This is a genomic window from Kosakonia sp. PSU_27, from assembly GCF_039409795.1.
Taxonomy (GTDB): Bacteria; Pseudomonadota; Gammaproteobacteria; order Enterobacterales; family Enterobacteriaceae; genus Kosakonia.
The window spans coordinates 65387-85047 of sequence record NZ_JBCIVK010000002.1; the positions used below are offsets into that span (position 1 = coordinate 65387).

The 19661-nt window shown below is 55.3% G+C and carries 20 protein-coding genes; 13 read left to right on the forward strand and 7 right to left on the reverse strand.

What is annotated here, in order from left to right:
• The first annotated feature begins 68 nt into the window (after positions 1-68).
• Positions 69-1352 carry a putative acyl-CoA thioester hydrolase gene (locus AAIG26_RS04065; RefSeq protein ID WP_065368965.1) on the forward strand — a complete coding sequence of 428 codons (1284 nt, stop codon included), beginning with the start codon at positions 69-71 and terminating at the stop codon, positions 1350-1352.
• A gap of 61 nt (positions 1353-1413) precedes the next feature.
• Here AAIG26_RS04065 and pgl read toward each other — a convergent pair whose 3' ends face one another.
• Positions 1414-2409, reverse strand: a complete 996-nt coding sequence (gene pgl / locus AAIG26_RS04070) for a 6-phosphogluconolactonase (protein WP_343180032.1) — start codon at positions 2407-2409, stop codon at positions 1414-1416.
• Positions 2410-2565: 156 nt separating this feature from the next.
• Between pgl and AAIG26_RS04075 the strand changes: the two genes are divergently transcribed.
• Positions 2566-3384: a pyridoxal phosphatase gene (locus AAIG26_RS04075; RefSeq protein WP_343180034.1), complete on the forward strand. Its 819-nt coding sequence runs from the start codon at positions 2566-2568 to the stop codon at positions 3382-3384.
• 109 nt (positions 3385-3493) lie between these two features.
• Here the strand turns inward: AAIG26_RS04075 and modC are convergent, their stop codons facing one another.
• From modC to AAIG26_RS04095, 4 genes are all read right to left on the reverse strand, one after another.
• The gene (gene modC / locus AAIG26_RS04080) at positions 3494-4552 is read right to left on the reverse strand and encodes a molybdenum ABC transporter ATP-binding protein ModC (protein ID WP_343180036.1); all 1059 of its coding nucleotides are present in this window, start codon (positions 4550-4552) and stop codon (positions 3494-3496) included.
• A 3-nt stretch (positions 4553-4555) separates the two neighbouring features.
• Positions 4556-5245 carry a molybdate ABC transporter permease subunit gene (gene modB, locus AAIG26_RS04085; protein ID WP_343180038.1) on the reverse strand — a complete coding sequence of 230 codons (690 nt, stop codon included), beginning with the start codon at positions 5243-5245 and terminating at the stop codon, positions 4556-4558.
• On the reverse strand, positions 5245-6018 hold the full coding sequence (gene modA / locus AAIG26_RS04090; protein WP_313626728.1) for a molybdate ABC transporter substrate-binding protein: 774 nt from the start codon (positions 6016-6018) through the stop codon (positions 5245-5247). Before modA ends, modB begins: the two co-directional genes overlap by 1 nt.
• Positions 6019-6199: 181 nt before the next feature.
• A complete protein-coding gene (locus AAIG26_RS04095; protein WP_017455971.1) occupies positions 6200-6349 on the reverse strand; it encodes an AcrZ family multidrug efflux pump-associated protein in 150 nt (49 codons plus the stop codon).
• 164 nt (positions 6350-6513) lie between these two features.
• Between AAIG26_RS04095 and modE the strand changes: the two genes are divergently transcribed.
• The 9 genes from modE (at position 6514) to gpmA (ending at position 16070) form a co-directional block, all read left to right on the forward strand.
• The gene (modE, locus tag AAIG26_RS04100; RefSeq protein ID WP_313626730.1) at positions 6514-7302 is read left to right on the forward strand and encodes a molybdenum-dependent transcriptional regulator; all 789 of its coding nucleotides are present in this window, start codon (positions 6514-6516) and stop codon (positions 7300-7302) included.
• A gap of 67 nt (positions 7303-7369) precedes the next feature.
• A complete protein-coding gene (gene modF / locus AAIG26_RS04105; RefSeq protein ID WP_020457079.1) occupies positions 7370-8839 on the forward strand; it encodes a molybdate ABC transporter ATP-binding protein ModF in 1470 nt (489 codons plus the stop codon).
• Positions 8840-9014: 175 nt separating this feature from the next.
• Complete coding sequence (locus AAIG26_RS04110; protein WP_020457078.1) at positions 9015-9935, forward strand: DUF2167 domain-containing protein; 921 nt, start codon at positions 9015-9017, stop codon at positions 9933-9935.
• A gap of 3 nt (positions 9936-9938) precedes the next feature.
• Positions 9939-10634: a site-2 protease family protein gene (locus tag AAIG26_RS04115; RefSeq protein ID WP_233500364.1), complete on the forward strand. Its 696-nt coding sequence runs from the start codon at positions 9939-9941 to the stop codon at positions 10632-10634.
• A gap of 217 nt (positions 10635-10851) precedes the next feature.
• Positions 10852-11868, forward strand: a complete 1017-nt coding sequence (gene galE, locus AAIG26_RS04120) for a UDP-glucose 4-epimerase GalE (RefSeq protein WP_020457076.1) — start codon at positions 10852-10854, stop codon at positions 11866-11868.
• Positions 11869-11878: 10 nt separating this feature from the next.
• Complete coding sequence (gene galT, locus AAIG26_RS04125) at positions 11879-12925, forward strand: galactose-1-phosphate uridylyltransferase (RefSeq protein ID WP_045513981.1); 1047 nt, start codon at positions 11879-11881, stop codon at positions 12923-12925.
• A 2-nt stretch (positions 12926-12927) separates the two neighbouring features.
• Positions 12928-14076 (forward strand): galactokinase, encoded by a 1149-nt coding sequence (gene galK, locus AAIG26_RS04130; RefSeq protein WP_020457074.1) that lies wholly within the window; start codon positions 12928-12930, stop codon positions 14074-14076.
• Complete coding sequence (galM, locus tag AAIG26_RS04135) at positions 14070-15110, forward strand: galactose-1-epimerase (RefSeq protein ID WP_020457073.1); 1041 nt, start codon at positions 14070-14072, stop codon at positions 15108-15110. The genes galK and galM overlap by 7 nt, the downstream gene beginning before the upstream one ends.
• Before the next feature lie 207 nt (positions 15111-15317).
• Positions 15318-16070, forward strand: a complete 753-nt coding sequence (gene gpmA / locus AAIG26_RS04140) for a 2,3-diphosphoglycerate-dependent phosphoglycerate mutase (RefSeq protein WP_020457072.1) — start codon at positions 15318-15320, stop codon at positions 16068-16070.
• Positions 16071-16126: 56 nt separating this feature from the next.
• Here the strand turns inward: gpmA and aroG are convergent, their stop codons facing one another.
• On the reverse strand, positions 16127-17179 hold the full coding sequence (aroG, locus tag AAIG26_RS04145) for a 3-deoxy-7-phosphoheptulonate synthase AroG (protein WP_322553829.1): 1053 nt from the start codon (positions 17177-17179) through the stop codon (positions 16127-16129).
• A 318-nt stretch (positions 17180-17497) separates the two neighbouring features.
• Here aroG and AAIG26_RS04150 point away from each other — a divergent pair, with 318 nt between their 5' ends.
• Both AAIG26_RS04150 and zitB read left to right on the forward strand, forming a co-directional pair.
• Complete coding sequence (locus tag AAIG26_RS04150) at positions 17498-17875, forward strand: protein YbgS (RefSeq protein WP_020457070.1); 378 nt, start codon at positions 17498-17500, stop codon at positions 17873-17875.
• Positions 17876-18002: 127 nt separating this feature from the next.
• Entirely contained in the window at positions 18003-18935 is a 933-nt protein-coding gene (gene zitB, locus AAIG26_RS04155; protein ID WP_313626737.1) for a CDF family zinc transporter ZitB, read from the forward strand.
• Here zitB and pnuC read toward each other — a convergent pair.
• Positions 18932-19651 (reverse strand): nicotinamide riboside transporter PnuC, encoded by a 720-nt coding sequence (gene pnuC / locus AAIG26_RS04160; protein WP_343180041.1) that lies wholly within the window; start codon positions 19649-19651, stop codon positions 18932-18934. The genes zitB and pnuC overlap by 4 nt on opposite strands.
• Positions 19652-19661: the final 10 nt, after the last annotated feature.

Consider the following 19661-nt stretch of genomic DNA (forward strand, 5'->3'; position numbering starts at 1 on the left):
GCTCAACTTAGTATAAAAAAGCAGGCTTTGAAGTCCTCTTTCAACTTTTGCATAGTCTGGAGCTCCCCTTGAACACATCATCGGTTTCCCGTCTGGCGCTGGCGCTCGCTTTTGGCGTGACACTGACCGCCTGTAGCTCAACCCCGCCGGCGGAACGTCCGTCTGAACAGAAAGCGCCTGGCACCGCCGCGCGCCCGATCCTCAGCGCAGGTGAAGCGAAAAACTTTGTAGCGGACCGCTATTTTACCGCCATGACGCCGGATAACGCGGCATGGAAACCGGTCGCCATCCGTCTGCCGGAAAAAGCGAACTTCGTGGTCGGCCCGGCCGGTACGCCGGGTGTGACACATACCACCATTCAGGCAGCGGTAGACGCGGCAATCAACAAACACGCCAGCGATCGTCAGTACATCGCGGTGATGCCAGGTGAATATGAAGGTACGGTTTATGTGCCTGCCGCGTCCGGCAGCGTGACCATTTACGGTACCGGCGAGAAAGCGCTGGATGTGAAAATCAAACAGGCTATTGATGCCGAAATGGACCCGAACAGCTGGCGTCGTCTGGTCAATCCGTCGGGCAAATACATGCCGGGCAAACCGGCGTGGTATATGTTCGATAACTGCCAGAGCAAACGTACCGCAACTGTCGGCGTAATGTGTTCTGCGGTCTTCTGGTCACAGAATAACGGCCTGCAACTGCAAAACCTGACCATTGAAAATACGCTGGGTGACAGCGTTGACGCGGGTAACCACCAGGCGGTGGCGCTGCGCAGCGATGGCGATAAAGTGCAGATCAACAACGTCAATATTCTGGGTCGCCAGAACACCTTCTTTGTTACCAACAGCGGCGTGGATAACACCCTGCGTACCGATCGCCAGACCCGTACGCTGGTGACCAACAGCTATCTTGAAGGCGATGTCGATATCGTGGCCGGTCGCGGCGCGGTGGTGTTTGATAACACCGACTTCCGCGTAGTGAACTCGCGCACCCAGCAGGAAGGTTATGTGTTCGCACCAGCCACCCTGTCTAACCTGTATTACGGTTTCCTCGCCGTCAACAGCCGCTTTAACGCCGCCGGTAACGGTGTGGCGCAGCTCGGCCGTTCACTGGATGTTGATGGCAACACCAACGGCCAGGTGGTGATCCGCGATAGCGTAATCAACGAAGGCTTTAACGTGGCGAAACCGTGGGCCGATGCCGCTGTTTCCGGCCGTGCTTATGCCGGTAACACCGGAACCGTTGACGATAAAGGCAACGTGCAGCGCGAGCTGAACAACCCGCAGTTCAACCGCATGTGGGAGTTCAACAACCGCGGCGTTGGTAGCCAGGTTGTGGCGATGCCGAAGAAATAAGCCGCTCCTGATAAGAAAAAACCTCGCCGTGGCGAGGTTTTTTTATGCGCGACATGCAGCATCAGAACGCGTTAACCACCACCCACATTGGCCCCTGACCTACCGCATAACGGGATTTCTCGGTCAGCAACCCTTGCTCGCCGCTGATCTCGTACACCGCAATGTGGTGCGATTTCTGCCCGGCGGCAATCAGGTATTGACCGCGATTATCAATATTGAAGCCGCGCGGCTGCGTTTCCGTTGGCTGGAAGCCTTCGATCGCCAGCACGCTACCATCTTCCGAAACGCTGAACACGGTGATAATGCTGGCGGTACGGTCGCAGGTATAAAGATGGCGACCATCCGGCGTGATATGAATATCCGCCGCCCAGCGCGTGTCGCTGAAATCCGCAGGCATCATATCCAGCGTCTGCACACACTCGATGTTGCCGTGCGCATCGCTGAGCTGCCAGACATCGACTGAACCGTTGAGTTCATTGACGCAGTAGGCAAAACGCTGGTTCGGATGAAACACCATATGACGCGGGCCAGCGCCCTCAACGGTGGTGACCTCCGCTGGCTCCTGCGCCGTCAGATTGCCGTCATCGGCCAGCGTAAACAGGCAGATGCGATCCTGTTTCAGTGCCGGTGTCCACAGAGTGCGGTTGTCCGGGGAGATATTCGCCGAGTGGCACCCTTCCAGCCCTTCCACCACGTCAACCGTCCCGGTCGGCAGGCCATCGTCCAGACGGACGACGCTCACACTGCCCGCGTTGTAGGACGCGCTGAACAGGAGGCGCCCGCTGCGATCGGTTGAGATATGCGTCGGGCTGCCCGGCAGCGGCGATTCCGCCGCGAAAGTCAGGGCGCCATCATCCGGCGCGATACGATACGCGATAACGCGAAATTCAGGGCGAACCCCGACATAGAGGTAACGTTTATCCGGGCTGACAACCATCGGCTGCACCTGGCCGGGCACATCCACCACCTGGACAAGCGTCAGGCTACCTTCAGAGTTCAGGCGCCATACGTGGATCTGCTGGCTTTCCGGGCTGGCGGTATAAACGGTTTGTTTCATGAACGCTCCTCTCCTCTAATTCTTTTTTGCATTAAGTTACCAGGATAGCTGCTTTTGTTGGTTGATGCTGAATTTTACCCGGAGATTTTGCGCAGCCGGTGACCCGGTGTACCATCCCCGGACATTTGAATTTCAACATCGACCACGGAATACGATATGACTTCGCGCGTGATTGCACTGGATTTAGACGGTACGCTACTGACCCCGAAAAAAACGCTTCTGCCCTCATCCCTTGAAGCGCTGGCTCGCGCAAAAGCCGCCGGTCATCAACTGATTATCGTGACAGGTCGGCATCATGTTGCCATCCACCCTTTTTATCAGGCACTGGCGCTGGATACACCTGCAATTTGTTGTAATGGCACTTATTTGTATGATTATCATGCAAAAAAAGTGTTAAGCGCCGATCCGTTGCCGGTTTTACAGGCGCAGCAGTTGATCACACTGCTTGCTGAGCACGCAGTTCACGGTCTGATGTACGTCGACAACGCCATGCTGTATGAAAAGCCAACCGGCCATGTTGAGCGCACCAACACCTGGGCGCAACAGTTGCCGCCAGAGCAGCGCCCGGTCTTCCGGCAAGTGGCTTCCCTGCGCACAGCGGCACAGGAGGTAGAGGCTATCTGGAAATTCGCGCTCACCGATACCGACACGCAGAAACTGAAAAATTTTGCCCACCGCGTGGAGCAAACGCTGGGGCTGGAGTGCGAATGGTCATGGCATGATCAGGTCGATATCGCCCGCGCGGGCAACAGCAAAGGCAAACGTCTGAGCGAATGGGTGGCGTCACAGGGGCTATCGATGAAGGACGTGGTGGCGTTTGGTGATAACTATAACGATATCAGCATGCTGGAAGCCGCTGGTGTCGGCGTGGCGATGGGCAATGCCGATGACGCGGTAAAAGCCCATGCTAACGTGGTGATTGGCGACAACACCGTCGACAGCATTGCGCAATTTATCTACAAAGAACTGCTGTAAACCCCCGCCCGATTCGCCGGGTGAAAAGCTTATGCCCCTGCGTCAGGGGCTAATACCGGGCGCGGGCTGATGACCGCCCACAATGCATCGCAGGCGGCGCATCCGGCGATCACGCGGTTATCGACACGCTTTTGATTTGCGCATATAACCACTGACCCGGCTTCACGGCCAGCTCATCTCTGGCCCACGGACTGATGCGCGCCCACAGGGTGCGGCTGCCTACTTCCAGTTGCACTTCCACCTGGCCGTCGATATCAAAACATTGCGCCACTTTCGCACGCAGAATATTACGGATACTGGTATTCATCGGCGGCTGCAGCACCAGCGAAACATCTGTCGCCTGAATACGGATCCGCAGCGCGCTTTGCAGCGGAAGGTCGACCTTGTTAACCCAAATATGCTGATCACCAAGCGCCAGCGCCGTCATCGCATAGTGCGGATGGTGCTCCAGCACCACCACTTTCAACACGCTACTTTGCTGCTCCGCCGGTAACCACGGGTTCATCACGCGGCTGCCCCAGACATCCTCCAGACTGCCGAAGGCTTTTACTTCTCCCGCCTCCAGCACCATCACTTTATCTGCCAGATGCAGGATTTCATCCAGGGAGTGGCTGACGTACAGCATCGGAATATTGATCTCCCGCGCCAGCCGTTGCAGGTACGGCAGCAGCTCGCGCTTACGAGGAATATCCAGCGACGCCAGCGGTTCATCCAACAGCAGCAATTCCGGCGCGGTTAACAGCGCACGGCCAATCGCCACACGCTGCTTTTCGCCGCCGGAAAGCCCACCGGGTAAACGATCCAGCAACGGTTCAATACCGAGTAACGCCACCAGTTTGTCGAACTGACCAGCCATAGATTTGGCCATACCGTAACGCAGGTTGCCGCGCACTTTGTAATGAGGAAACAGCCGCGCGTCCTGGAAAACATAGCCGACACGCCGCTTCTCCGGGGGCAGGCAAATTTTGCTTTCGGTATCAAACAGCACGCGACTATTCAGCGCTATCCGCCCTTGCTGTGGGTGTGTCAGGCCGCCAATCGCGTTGATCAACGAGGTTTTCCCGGCGCCCGAAACGCCAAAAATCGCGGTGATGCCGCTGGCGGGCAGCGTTTCAGCAATATGTAAGCGATGCGTACCCAGTGTCTGGGTGAAATTGAGTTCCAGCATGACTTACCCCCCTGTCCTTTCGCGGCTAATGCGGGCCAGCCATTCGGAAACCAACAGCGAAACCAGTGCCAGCATTATCGAGATAATACATAACCGCGCCGCCGCGCCTTCACCGCCGGGCGTCTGAATCAGGGTGTACATTGCAGAGGGAATAGTGCGGGTTTCGCCCGGAATATTGGAAACAAAGGTGATCGTCGCGCCAAATTCACCCAGTGAACGGGCAAAGGCCAGAACCGTGCCGACGATAATCCCCGGCAAAGTAAGCGGTAACGTGATGGTGAGAAAAACGCGCCAGCGTCCGGCACCTAACGTGCGGGCTGCCTGCTCCAGTTTGGTATCTACGCCCTCCAGCGCCAGACGGATAGCGCGCACCATCAGCGGGAACGACATCACCGCTGCGGCCAGCACCGCGCCGCGCCAGCTAAAGGCAAAGGTGATACCAAACCAGTCATACAACCACTGACCAATGAAACCGCGCCGCCCCATCGCCACCAGCAATAAATACCCCACCACCACCGGCGGCAGCACCAGCGGCAGGTGCAGCACACTGTCGAGCAGCGCTTTGCCCGGAAATGTGCAGCGTACCAGCAGCCAGGCAAAAAAGATCCCTAACGGCAAACTGAAAACCACTGCCAGGGATGAGACTTTCAGGCTCAGCAATACCGCCTGCCATTCGGGATCCGTCAATATCATTAGTGCGTAGTAAATCCGTAACGTTTAAAGATTTCAGAAGCCTGCGGGCCTTTCAGATAGTCATAAAACGCCGTTACCGTCGCGTTTTTATGGCCGTCGATAATAGCCAGCGGGTACTCAACTTTTTGGTGTGAATCTTCCGGGAAGGTCCCGACCACTTTCACCCCTTTACTGGCAACCGCGTCCGAGCCGTAGACAATGCCAAGCGGCGCTTCGCTGCGCTCCACCAGCGCCAGCGCACCGCGCACATCTTCCGCCGGAGCCAGCTTCGGCGACAGGGTTTCCCATGCGCCCAGTTTGGTCAACGCTTCTTTGGCATAAATCCCCGCCGGAACATGTTCCGGGTCGCCAACGGCCAGACGCCCGCCTTTCAGCAGACTGTTCCAGTCGGTTTTAGCATTAATAACGATATCGCCCTGCGCACTGTTTTTGGGTGCCACAACCACCAGGCTGTTACCGAGCAGTGTTGCGCGGGTTGCGGTATCGATAGCTTTTTTATCTACCGCGTAATCCATCCATTTCTGATCGGCTGAAATGAACAGATCCGCTGGCGCTCCCGCTTCAATCTGGCGCGCAAGAGTAGAAGAAGAAGCAAACGAGGAGACCACCTCAACGTTTTTCTCTTTTTTATAGGCCGCCGCAATATCCTGCATTGCGTTGGTCAGTGATGCCGCTGCAAAAACGGTAATTTTACCTTCATCCGCCAGCGCATGCCCGGCAACGGAGAGCGTTAATGTCGCCGCGGCAAAAAGGCGTAACCATGTACGTGCCATCTGGAACTCCTGTGAGTGTCGTTATATACGTAGAAACATAACGATATTACCAGAGTTTCCCGGCGGTTAGGTAATACCCATCAAGAATTAGCAACCTATATAAATATATCGGCAGGAAGTAACGAGATCTTGAATATCTGACAGATAAACGCCCGCGAAAGCGGGCGTTTGCAAGAGAGGATCAGCGTTGCTGACGGCTTTGGTCGCGGCGACCGACGCCAGAAAACACGTTAAACACTTCACCCAGACCATAAATCAGCCCCAGGATAATCGCCATCACGACAGGCACCATGACGACGGCAAACACCAGGCTTTTCAACAACTCAAACATAGTCGTCTCCAGAAATTGTGAACGAGGCATTCTAGCCTGATTCAGGTGATAAACACTCGCCTTTTGTGCGATTGGCCTCGCAGCGTTATGCGCATTCACCGGCATCAGGCTAGGCGTAGTGACGGTTTTGCTTCACAATAGTTCTTTTGCCAGGACATTGCGTAATGCAGGCTGAAATTCTCCTCACACTCAAACTCCAGCAGCGCCTTTTTGCCGATCCGCGCCGTATTTCTCTGCTCAAGCAGATTGTTGAAACCGGCTCCATCAGCCAGGGCGCGAAGAACGCCGGTATCAGTTATAAAAGCGCCTGGGATGCCATTAATGAGATGAACCAACTCAGCGAACAGACGCTGGTTGACCGCGCGACCGGCGGCAAAGGCGGTGGCGGCGCGGTGGTGACGCGCTACGGGCAGCGTTTGATTGAGCTTTACGATCTGCTGGCGCAAATCCAGCAAAAAGCGTTTGACGTGCTGAGTGATGATGACGCCCTGCCTTTAAACAGCCTGCTGGCGGCGATTTCGCGTTTCTCGTTGCAGACCAGCGCCCGCAATCAGTGGTTTGGCACTATTACCGCGCGCGACCACGACCACGTGCAGCAACATGTCGACGTGCTGCTGGCAGACGGTGAAACCCGCCTCAAAGTCGCTATTACCGCGCAAAGCGGCGAACGCCTGGGCCTCGACGAAGGCAAAGAGGTGCTGGTGCTGCTGAAAGCGCCGTGGGTGAGCATTACGCAGGATGCCAAACGCGCAGCGCAGGCCGATAACCAGCTTACCGGGCGCATCAGCCATATTGAGCGCGGCGAGCAGCAAAGTGAGGTGCTGATGACGCTGCCTGACGGCCAGTTGCTCTGCGCCACCGTGCCGACGCAAGAGATGGATAATTTGCAGGAGCAGAGCGAAGTGACCGCATATTTTAATGCCGATCGCGTGATTATCGCCACGTTATGCTAATCGCATTGACAAGATAGCCCATTGCACGTATCCCTGAGTTTCTACGCTGCAAAAAATGGGATACATAATGTCATCATTGCAAATTTCGCAAGGCACGTTTCGTCTTAGCGACACCCGCACGCTGCACATTGAACACTTGGCGCTACGCGCTGGCGAAAGCTGGGCTTTTGTCGGCGCGAATGGCAGCGGCAAGTCAGCGCTGGCTCGCGCGCTGGCGGGTGAATTGACCTTACTGAAAGGTGAACGCCAGTGCCAGTTTACCCGCCTCACCCGCCTCTCTTTTGAGCAGTTGCAAAAGCTGGTCATCGACGAGTGGCAGCGCAATAACACCGATATGCTCAGCCCCGATGAAGAGGATACCGGGCGTACCACCGCCGAGATTATTCAGGATGAAGTGCAAGACGCGCAGCGCTGCGCACAACTGGCGGCGCAGTTTGGCATCTCGCATCTGCTGGAGAGACGCTTTAAATACCTCTCGACCGGCGAAACCCGGAAAACGCTGCTCTGCCAGGCCCTGATGGCCGAACCGGAGTTACTGATCCTTGACGAGCCTTTCGACGGGCTTGACGTCCATTCACGCCAGCAACTGGCAGAACTGCTCGCGCGCCTCAATGCTGACGGCTTTACGCTGGTGCTGGTGCTGAACCGCTTTGATGAGATCCCGGACTTCGTACAACACGCCGGGGTTCTGGTGGATTGCTCGCTCACAGAGACCGGAGAAAAAGCAGCCCTGCTGCAACAAGCGTTGATCGCCCAGTTAGCCCACAGCGAAAAATTATCCGGTATCACGTTGCCGGAACCGGATGCGCCCCCGGCGCGCGAAACATTGAACGCAGACGCGCCGCTTATCGTGCTGAACGATGGCGTCGTCTCTTATAACGACCGGCCAATCATCGATCACCTTTCATGGACGGTAAAGCCCGGCGAGCACTGGCAGATCGTAGGCCCGAACGGCGCGGGCAAATCGACACTATTAAGCCTGATAACCGGCGATCATCCGCAGGGCTACAGCAACGATTTGACCCTGTTTGGCCGTCGTCGCGGCAGCGGTGAAACCATCTGGGATATCAAAAAGCATATTGGCTATGTCAGCAGCAGCCTGCATCTGGATTACCGCGTCAGCACCAACGTACGCAATGTGATCCTCTCTGGCTATTTCGACTCGATTGGTATTTACCAGGCCGTTTCGGATAAGCAGCACAAACTGGCACAGCGCTGGCTGGATATTTTAGGTTTCGATGCGCGCACCGCCGACGCACCGTTTAATAGCCTCTCCTGGGGTCAGCAGCGGCTGGCGCTGATTGTGCGTGCGCTGGTCAAGCACCCAACGCTGCTCATTCTTGATGAACCGTTACAGGGTCTTGATCCTTTAAACCGCCAGCTTATTCGCCGCTTTGTTGATGTATTAATTAGCGAAGGTGAAACCCAGTTGTTATTTGTTTCGCACCACGCCGGAGACGCGCCCGCTTGTATTACCCACCGGCTTGAATTTGTACCAGAGGGCGACGGATATCGTTATCAACTTACACCACAATAATTAGGGGGATGGTTCCATTTCGCCGGATATGATGTAATAGCCCCGCTTTAAATAAGCAACATAATAACGATCTCTGACTGGTCAGTTGGCAACATAAAATTGTCAGCGGCCAGTTTTTGTTATGGCAAGAAAAAAGCCCGTCGATGGACGCCGGGTAAAAAATTACGGGACTATGATGAATCAATTCCTCCGCATGACCCGCGCCATTTCTCTGGCTGCGGCGCTGTTACTGGGTTTCTGCAGTGCCGCTGTCGCCGATGAGAATGCGCAAACACCCGCCTCCGGTCAGGAAGCACAATTAAAGCAAGCCGTTGAAAATATGCAACGTGCCAGTATTCACGGCCCGCATAAAATTGATCTCGGTAATCAGGCGATTCTGAACCTGCCTGAAGGTTTCGCTTATATTCCGTCGCAGCAGGCAGCGGTATTTATGCGCGCGCTGGGCAACCATGTTGATAACAACTCTTTTTATGGGCTGGTATTTAGCAATGATATTTCGGGCTTTGTTTCCATTGAATATGCCAATGCCGGTTATATCAAAGATGACGATGCCAAAGACTGGGACGCCGACGAACTGCTGAGTAATTTGCAGGAGGGCACCAAAGCCGGCAATAAAGAGCGTAGTGAAAAAGGCATCCCGCCAATTGAAGTGTTGGGTTGGGTAGAAAAACCCACCTACGAGGCGGCCACGCATCGCCTGATTTGGTCTGCGGCAATCCGCGATATTGGCAGCAATGTGCCGGAAAAAGAACAAGGGGTTAACTACAACACCTATCTGCTGGGTCGTGAAGGTTATCTGTCGTTAAACCTGGTAACCGATCGCGGCACCGTTGAGCAGGAAAAACCGCTCGCCAAAACGTTACTTAACGCCGTGACCTTTAACGACGGCAAAAAATACAGCGATTTTAATGCTTCTACCGACAAGATTGCCGAATATGGCCTGGCGGCGCTGATTGGCGGCCTGGCGGCGAAAAAACTGGGCCTGCTGGCGCTTATCGGCGTGACGCTGCTGAAGTTCTGGAAACTTGGCCTGATCGCCGTGGCGGCGTTCGGCATGGGTGTGAAAAAAATGCTGTTTCGCAAAAAAGCCGAGTAAGCCATGAGCATGCTCTTGCTGCTGCTTAAAGGGGCCAGCCTCGGGAAGTTTTTCCTTTCCGGGGCCACCATGCTGCTGTCGATCGCTACCTATGCGCTCGCCTTCGGCTGGCCTTATGCGACAGGGTTTGTGGTGCTGCTGTTTTGCCATGAGCTGGGACACTATCTGGCGGCGCGTCAACGTGGTTTAGCGACGGGATTACCGATGTTTATCCCCTTCGTGGGTGCCTGGATCACGTTGAAAGATGAACTGCCAGATGCGGAAACCGAAGCCTGGGTCGGCATTGCCGGCCCGCTGCTCGGCTCGCTTGCCGCCCTCGGTTGCTACTATCTGGCGGAGTATTTCCACAGTTCGCTATTGATGGCGGTGGCCTATTCAGGCTTTGTGCTTAATCTGTTTAACCTGATCCCCGTGCCGCCGCTGGATGGCGGGCGCATTACCGTCGCCATCTCGCGCAAGATCTGGTATCTGGGCATTCCCGTACTGCTGGGTTTCTTTTATCTTCACCCGAGCCCGCTGTTGCTGCTGGTGTGCTTTCTCGCGGCATCACAAATCTGGGCGCGGCGCCATGATCAACCGAATCTCGACACGCTGACCCCTGGCAAACGTCTGGAATATACGCTTTTGTACTTCGGGCTGATTGCCTGGCTCTCCCTGATGACTTATAACCTCCACGAGGCGTTATCCGGCTTTCGCTGACGCCGCCTGCGTTGCTGCACCGCAGTGACACCATTTTTAAGACTTTTTACTTGCGTCGGACGAACCCCGCTATTGCGGGGTTTTTCTGGCGTTTACCCCACAAACCGGCTGGCAGAAAATTGAGTGTAAACGATTCCACTAATTTATCCCATGTCACAGTTTTCACCTCTCTGTTATGCTAAGGTTTGTTCATATCAAATGCTTTATGGAGGGAAATATGCGAGTTCTGGTTACAGGTGGTAGCGGTTACATTGGAAGTCATACCTGCGTCCAACTGCTGCAAAACGGCCACGACGTTATCATTCTCGACAATCTCTGTAACAGTAAGCGCAGCGTGCTCAATGAGATTGAGCGCTTTGGCGGAAAAGCCGCGCTGTTCGTTGAAGGCGACATTCGCGATGAAGCGCTGCTCGCAGAGATCCTGCACGATCACGCCATTGAAGCGGTGATTCATTTCGCCGGGCTGAAAGCCGTTGGTGAATCCGTAGCGAAGCCGCTGGAGTATTACGACAACAACGTCAACGGCACGTTGCGCCTGATTAACGCGATGCGCGCCGCGAATGTTAAAAACTTCATTTTCAGCTCCTCCGCCACCGTTTACGGCGACCAGCCGAAAATCCCTTACGTGGAAAGCTTCCCGACCGGCACGCCGCAAAGTCCCTATGGTAAAAGCAAGCTGATGGTGGAACAGATCCTCACCGACCTGCAAAAAGCGCAGCCGGAGTGGAGCATTGCGCTGCTGCGCTACTTCAACCCGGTTGGCGCCCATCCGTCAGGCGATATGGGCGAAGATCCGCAGGGCATCCCGAACAACCTGATGCCGTATATCGCCCAGGTTGCGGTTGGCCGCCGCGATTCGCTGGCAATTTTCGGCAGTGATTACCCGACGCCAGACGGCACCGGCGTGCGGGATTACATCCATGTGATGGATCTGGCGGACGGGCATGTTGCGGCCATGCAACAACTGGCCGGGAAGCCGGGCGTGCATATTTATAACCTTGGCGCGGGCGTCGGCAGCAGCGTGCTGGATGTGGTGAACGCCTTCAGTAAAGCCTGCGGCAAACCGGTGGCCTGGCACTATGCGCCGCGCCGCGAGGGCGATCTCCCGGCTTACTGGGCCGACGCCAGCAAAGCGGATAAAGAGCTGAACTGGCGCGTAACCCGTACGCTTGACGAAATGGCAGAAGATACCTGGCGCTGGCAGTCACGCCACCCGCAGGGCTATCCCGATTAAAGGAATGGTAATGACGCAATTTAATCCGGTCGATCACCCGCATCGCCGTTATAACCCGCTGACCGGCCAGTGGATCTTGGTTTCTCCGCACCGCGCAAAACGCCCCTGGCAAGGGGCGCAAGAGACGCCTGCGAAACAAACCCTGCCGGCGCACGATCCGGACTGTTTCCTCTGCCCGGGCAATACCCGCGTAACCGGGGATAAAAATCCGGATTACACCAGCACTTATGTGTTCACCAACGACTTCGCCGCGTTGATGACCGATACGCCAGACGCGCCGGTAAGCGACGATCCGCTGATGCGCAGCCAGAGTGCGCGCGGCACCAGCCGGGTGATTTGTTTCTCGCCGGATCACAGCAAAACGCTGCCGGAACTGAGCGTGGATGCGCTGGAAGCGGTGGTGAAAACCTGGCAACAGCAAACCGCTGAGCTGGGCCAGCAGTACCCGTGGGTACAGGTGTTTGAAAATAAAGGCGCGGCGATGGGTTGTTCCAACCCGCATCCGCACGGGCAAGTCTGGGCCAACAGCTTCCTGCCGAATGAAGTGGATCGTGAAGACCGCCTGCAACGCGACTATTTCGCCCGGTATCACTCCCCGATGTTGCTGGACTACGTAAAGCGCGAGCTGAACGATGGCAGCCGTACGGTGGTGGAAACGGAGCACTGGTTGGCGGTGGTTCCTTACTGGGCTGCGTGGCCGTTTGAAACCTTGCTGCTGCCGAAAGCGCAGGTACAGCGCATCACTGATTTAAGCGATGAACAGCGCCGCGATTTAGCGCTGGCATTGAAAAAACTGACCAGCCGTTATGACAACCTGTTCCAGTGCTCGTTCCCCTACTCGATGGGCTGGCACGGCGCGCCATTTAACGGCGAAGAGAATGACCACTGGCAACTGCACGCGCATTTCTACCCGCCGCTGCTGCGCTCCGCCACGGTGCGTAAATTTATGGTCGGCTATGAAATGCTGGCCGAAACCCAGCGTGACCTGACGGCGGAGCAAGCCGCCGAACGTCTGCGCGCGGTCAGTGATATCCATTTTCGCGAATCCGGAGAATAACAATGAGTCTGAAAGAGAACACACAATCCCTGTTTGCTGAAAAATTCGGCTACCCTGCCACCCACACAATTCAGGCACCGGGTCGTGTGAACCTGATTGGCGAACACACCGACTATAACGACGGTTTTGTTCTGCCGTGCGCCATTGATTACCAGACGGTGATCAGCTGCGCACCGCGTACGGACCGCATCGTTCGGGTGATTGCCGCCGATTATGACAACCAGAGCGATGAGTTCTCGCTGGATGCGCCAATTGTGACCCACGACAGCCAGCAGTGGTCGAACTACGTGCGCGGCGTGGTAAAACACCTGCAAAAACGCGATGCCAGTTTTGGCGGCGCGGATCTGGTTATCAGCGGCAATGTGCCACAGGGTGCGGGCCTGAGTTCTTCTGCCTCGCTGGAAGTGGCGGTCGGTACGGTGTTCCAGCAGCTTTATCATCTGCCGCTGGATGGCGCGCAAATTGCCCTCAATGGTCAGGAAGCGGAAAACCAGTTTGTCGGCTGTAACTGCGGCATCATGGATCAGCTTATCTCGGCGCTGGGCAAAAAAGGCAGCGCGCTGCTAATCGATTGCCGTTCGCTTGGCACCAAAGCGGTGTCGATGCCGGAAGGCGTGGCGATCGTCATCATTAACAGTAACTTTAAACGCACCCTGGTTGGCAGCGAGTACAACACGCGCCGCGAGCAGTGCGAAACCGGCGCGCGCTTCTTCCAGCAAAAAGCGCTGCGCGATGTCAGCATCGATCAGTTCAATGCGGTGGCGCATGAGCTGGATCCGCTGGTCGCCAAACGCGTGCGCCACGTACTGACCGAAAACACCCGTACCGTGGAAGCCGCGGCTGCGCTGGAGAAAGGCGATCTGCAACGCATGGGCGTGCTGATGGCAGAATCCCACGCGTCGATGCGTGATGATTTTGAAATTACCGTCCCGCAGATCGATACGCTGGTTGAGATTGTCAAAGCGACCATTGGTGACCAGGGCGGCGTGCGCATGACCGGCGGCGGTTTCGGCGGTTGCATCGTCGCGCTGATGCCAGAAAACCTCGTACCGGCAGTCAAAAAGGCTGTTGAGAGCCAGTACGAAGCCAAAACCGGTATCAAAGAAACCTTCTATGTTTGCAAACCTTCACAGGGAGCAGGACAGTGCTAAACGAAGCTTCTGCAGCAGCCCCGGACGGGCTGCCCTTTCGCCTGATCACCCTGCGCAATAGCGCCGGGATGGTGGTGACATTGATGGACTGGGGCGCGACGCTGTTATCTGCGCGCGTACCGTTAAAAGATGGTTCCGTGCGTGAAGCGCTGCTGGGCTGCGCCACACCGGAACACTACCTGCAACAGACAGCGTATCTCGGCGCGTCGGTCGGCCGTTACGCCAACCGTATTGCCAAAAGCCGGTTCACGCTGGATGGCCACACCTATACGTTGACGCCCAGCCAGGGTGAAAACCAGCTGCATGGCGGCCCGGAAGGGTTCGATAAACGGCGCTGGTTGATAGAGCGGCAAAATGATAACGAAGTGGTCTTTGTCCTGAATTCAGCGGATGGCGATCAGGGATTCCCGGGTAACGTTCATACCCGGGCGCATTTCCGCCTCGGCGACGATAACCGGCTCGCCATTGAATACCGGGCAACGACTGACAAACCGTGCCCGATCAACCTGACCAACCACGCTTATTTTAACCTTGATGGTGAGCAGTCGGATGTTCGCAACCACACGTTGCAACTGCTCGCGGATGCTTATCTGCCGGTCGATGAGATGGGCATTCCGACAGACGGGTTAAAAGACGTTGAGCGGACCAGTTTTGATTTCCGTACCCCGAAAACCGTGGCGCAGGATTTTCTGGCTGAGGACGATCAGCGCGTGGTGAAAGGTTACGACCATGCGTTTTTATTGCAGGCAAAAGGCGACGTCAGCCAGCCCGCCGCGCAGTTGTGGTCGGCGGACAAACAGCTGCAAATGACGGTGTATACCAGCGCGCCTGCGCTCCAGTTCTATTCCGGTAATTATCTGGAAGGAACGCCTGCGCGCGGCGGCAAAACCTATGACGCGTGGCAGGGCCTGGCGCTGGAGAGCGAGTTTTTGCCCGACAGCCCGAACCGTCCGGATTTCCCGCAGCCGGACTGCTTCTTACTGCCTGGCGACGTTTATGTCAGCCTGACGGAATACCACTTTATTGCGCAGTAATCCCCCCGCCCTCCTGACGGAGGGCTTTTTTTACCCGTTTTGCTGAAATATGCGCCACTTATCGACAAAACCATAACCCCTGATTCACAAGCACCTTACACTCGGCGGCTATTTTCGCTATGGTTATGGGTAACCGTTGCCGGGAGCACCTTCACGGCAATATAATGAGAATTGTTATCATTCAATCAGGCTCACAGGAGTAAGTGTATGGCTGTTACTAAGCTGGTTCTGGTTCGTCATGGCGAAAGCCAGTGGAACAACGAAAACCGCTTCACCGGTTGGTACGATGTTGATCTGTCCGAAAAAGGCGTTGGCGAAGCAAAAGCGGCAGGCAAACTGCTGAAAGAGGAAGGCTACACCTTCGATTTTGCTTATACCTCTGTGCTGAAACGTGCCATCCATACGCTGTGGAACGTGCTGGACGAGCTGGATCAGGCGTGGTTACCGGTAGAGAAAAGCTGGAAACTCAACGAGCGTCATTACGGTGCGTTGCAGGGTCTGAACAAAGCTGAAACCGCTGAAAAATATGGTGACGAGCAAGTTAAACAGTGGCGTCGTGGCTTTGCTGTTACACCGCCGGCGCTGACCAAAGATGATGAACGTTACCCGGGTCACGATCCGCGCTACGCAAAACTGACCGATGCCGAGCTGCCGCAGACCGAAAGCCTGGCGCTGACCATCGATCGCGTGATCCCTTACTGGAACGACACCATTCTGCCGCGCCTGAAAAGCGGTGAGCGCGTGATCATCGCCGCTCACGGTAACTCCCTGCGCGCGCTGGTGAAATACCTCGATAACATGAGCGAAGAAGAGATCCTCGAACTGAACATCCCGACTGGCGTACCGCTGGTTTACGAGTTCGACGAAAACTTCAAACCGTTGAAACACTACTACCTGGGTAACGCAGACGAGATCGCTGCAAAAGCTGCTGCGGTAGCAAACCAGGGTAAAGCGAAGTAAGTTTTCGCTGATAAAAAAAGCGTGGAAAATTCCACGCTTTTTTATTTGTGCAACCGTTAACTGCGGCGCGCTTTCACTGCCGCCGCGAGCTGGCGCAAAATAGTTTCGGTATCGTCCCAGCCGATGCAGGCGTCGGTAACACTTTTACCGTACACCAGCGGTTCACCGCTCTCCAGGCTCTGGTTGCCTTCCACCAGATGGCTTTCAATCATCACACCGATAATGGCTTTTTCACCGCTTGCGATCTGCTGGCACACATCCGCGCCCACTTCCATTTGCTTCTTGAACTGCTTGCTGGAGTTAGCATGACTGAAGTCAATCATCACCTGCGGCTCCAGGCCAGCTTTCTGCAGACCCACTTTTACTTCCGCGACATGTTTCGCGCTGTAGTTTGGCTCTTTACCGCCGCGCAGAATGATGTGGCAATCACCGTTACCGGCGGTGTTTACAATGGCGGAGTGACCCCATTTAGTGACGGACAAGAAGCAGTGCGGCGCACCTGCGGCGTTAATCGCGTCAATGGCGACTTTAATGGTGCCATCGGTGCCGTTTTTGAACCCCACCGGGCATGAGAGGCCGGAAGCCAGCTCGCGATGCACCTGCGATTCCGTTGTACGCGCGCCAATCGCTCCCCAGCTCATCAGATCGGCCATGTATTGCGGGGTGATCATATCGAGGAACTCCCCCGCCGCCGGTAAACCGCTGTCATTAATTTCCAGCAGCAGCTTACGCGCAATACGCAACCCGTCGTTAATCTGGAAACTGTTATCCATGTGCGGATCGTTAATCAGCCCTTTCCAGCCCACTGTGGTACGCGGTTTTTCGAAGTAAACGCGCATAACGATTTCTAAATCGTCTTTTAACGCTTCACGCAAAGCCAGCAGGCGCGAAGCATACTCTTTCGCCGCCGCAGGATCGTGAATGGAGCACGGACCGATAACCACCAGCAGACGATCATCATTTCCACGCAGGATTTTATGAATCGCTTTGCGGGCATGCGAAACCGTATTGGCGGCGGTTTCAGTGGCGGGGAATTTTTCAAGGAGTGCTACAGGAGGTAATAACTCATTGATCTCTTTAATACGTAAATCGTCGTTCTGATAATTCATGTTCGTTCCAGTCTGGCCATACTTTTTTTGATGAATGCAATCTTTCCAATCTATCTCGTCGGCGGCGAAGTGTAAACGCGATTTTACACTTCGGCCGGATAATTCCTGGAATGCGGCCAAATCGCGTTAAAAAGTAGCGAGCGGTGATATCAGCGCTACACTTTTTAACTGTTAACACTTCTATTTTTCATTTTATCGCTATTCTATGCTGCTATACCGCGCATGAATGGTATCTTTAACCACTGAGCGTGATAATTCGTTCGCGCTGCTTTTACCAGCCTCAACGGCGGTAAAAACGACCGGAACAGGAGCATCATGATGAAAATGAATAAATTAGCGACACTTTTACTGACGACGACGCTGACTTTCGCAGGTGGCGCAGCCTACGCGGCCGACGCAGCCTCTTCTACCGACAGTAACGGTGATGCCAATGCCGCAGCGGCTGCAGGCCAACCGGCACCGGACGCCAAACAGAATGTTGCGCCAAACAATGTGGATAACAGCCAGATCAACAGCGGTAGCATGAATACCAACTCGACCTCTCAACACAGCGCTAAGCAGCATATGAGCAAAGATCAGGTGCATAAAAACACCATGTGTAAAGATGGCCGCTGCCCGGATGTGAACAAAAAGGTTGAAACCGAAAGCGGTAACAACCATAGCGTCGATAAGAAAACCGACGGCACAACCCAGTAAAATCCGGTGCATTAATCATCAGGGAGAGCTTCGGCTCTCCTTACTTTTTTCTCTCCAGTCTCCCCCGCAAACTGAAAAATCTGTAATGATGTAAGGCGTTAAAATAATTACAAGGAACGACCCGCCCATGGCGCATTCACACTCGCACACTCCCGCTGATGCCAACGCCCGCCGCCTGCTGCTGGCGTTTATCGTTACTGCCGTTTTTATGGTTATCGAAGTGGTCGGCGGCCTGGTTTCCGGATCGCTGGCGCTGCTGGCCGATGCCGGCCATATGCTGACGGACGCCGCCGCGCTGCTTTTTGCGTTATTAGCGGTTTACTTTGCGCGCCAGCCACCCAGCGCCCACCGTACGTTTGGCTGGCTGCGTTTGACTACGCTTGCAGCATTCATCAATGCGCTGGCGCTGGTGCTGATTACCGTGTGGATTGTCTGGGAAGCGATTCAGCGTTTCACCCATCCGCAGCCCGTTGCAGGCTTAACCATGATGGTGATTGCGATTGCCGGGCTTGTGGCCAACGTGCTGGCATTCTGGTTACTGCACCGGGGAAGCGAGGAGAAGAACCTGAATGTCCGTGCTGCCGCACTGCATGTGCTGGGGGACTTACTCGGTTCTGTCGGTGCCATCGCTGCGGCACTGGTGATTTTGTTCACCGGCTGGACGCCGATTGACCCGATACTTTCAGTGCTGGTTTCCGCGCTGGTGTTACGCAGCGCCTGGCGGCTAATGAAAGAGAGCGTTAACGAGTTGCTGGAAGGTGCGCCGGGCTCGATGGATATTGGCGCGCTACAGCGACATCTGCGACGCGCTATCCCGGAGGTGCGTGATGTTCACCACGTGCATGTCTGGCTGGTGGGTGAAAAACCGCTCATGACGCTGCATGTGCAGGTGATCCCACCACGCGACCATGACAAGCTGCTGGGTGAGATCCACCACTTTCTGGCACATCATTATGAGATTGAACATGCAACGGTGCAGATGGAGTACCAGCCCTGTAGCGGGCCAGACTGCCATCTGGGCGAGGCGCAGCCTGAGCACCACCATTCACACTCGCATTAATGCGAAAGCGCGTGAGAACCCCGCTCACGCGCGCTGTTAATCCACATTCTGCTGCCGTTAAGAGCGATAAAGGTCAGGATCAGATACTCCAGCGACATCGCCCAGACGCCCTGCAGTGCGAAAATCACCACGCTTATCACGTTAATCACCACCCACAGCAGCCAGTTCTCAACGTATTTGCGCGTCATCAGGATCATCGCCACGATGGAGAGCACCATCATGCAGGAGTCCCAGAACGGGAACGCATCGGGCTGCAATTGCGGCATGACCACGTTCAGCCCTAAGGTTTGCATGACGGCCACGGCAATTTTCGTCAGGAATGCAAATACCGGATCGATAAAGAAAGTCATCAAACCAATCGCCACCACGCATACCGCCAGCCAGCTCATCGCTTTGGGTAACGGTAGCCAGCGGATTTGCAATTCAGCTTCATTCTGCGAGGTTTGCCGTGACCAGGCATACCAGCCATAAATGTTGGCGGCAAAGAAAAACAGCTGCAGCAGTAAGCTGGCATACAGCTGGATCTGGAAGAAAATAATCGCAAACAGCGTCACGTTGATCAGACCAAACGCGTAATTACTGATCTTCTCAAGGCTGGCGAGCCAGATGCACAATAAACCGGCCAGTGTGCCTGTGGCTTCAATCCATGAAAGATCGTACCCACCGGTGCCAATCGGGATATGCACCAGGATGTTCTGCGTACTAAAAAAATCCATTCTTTCCCCA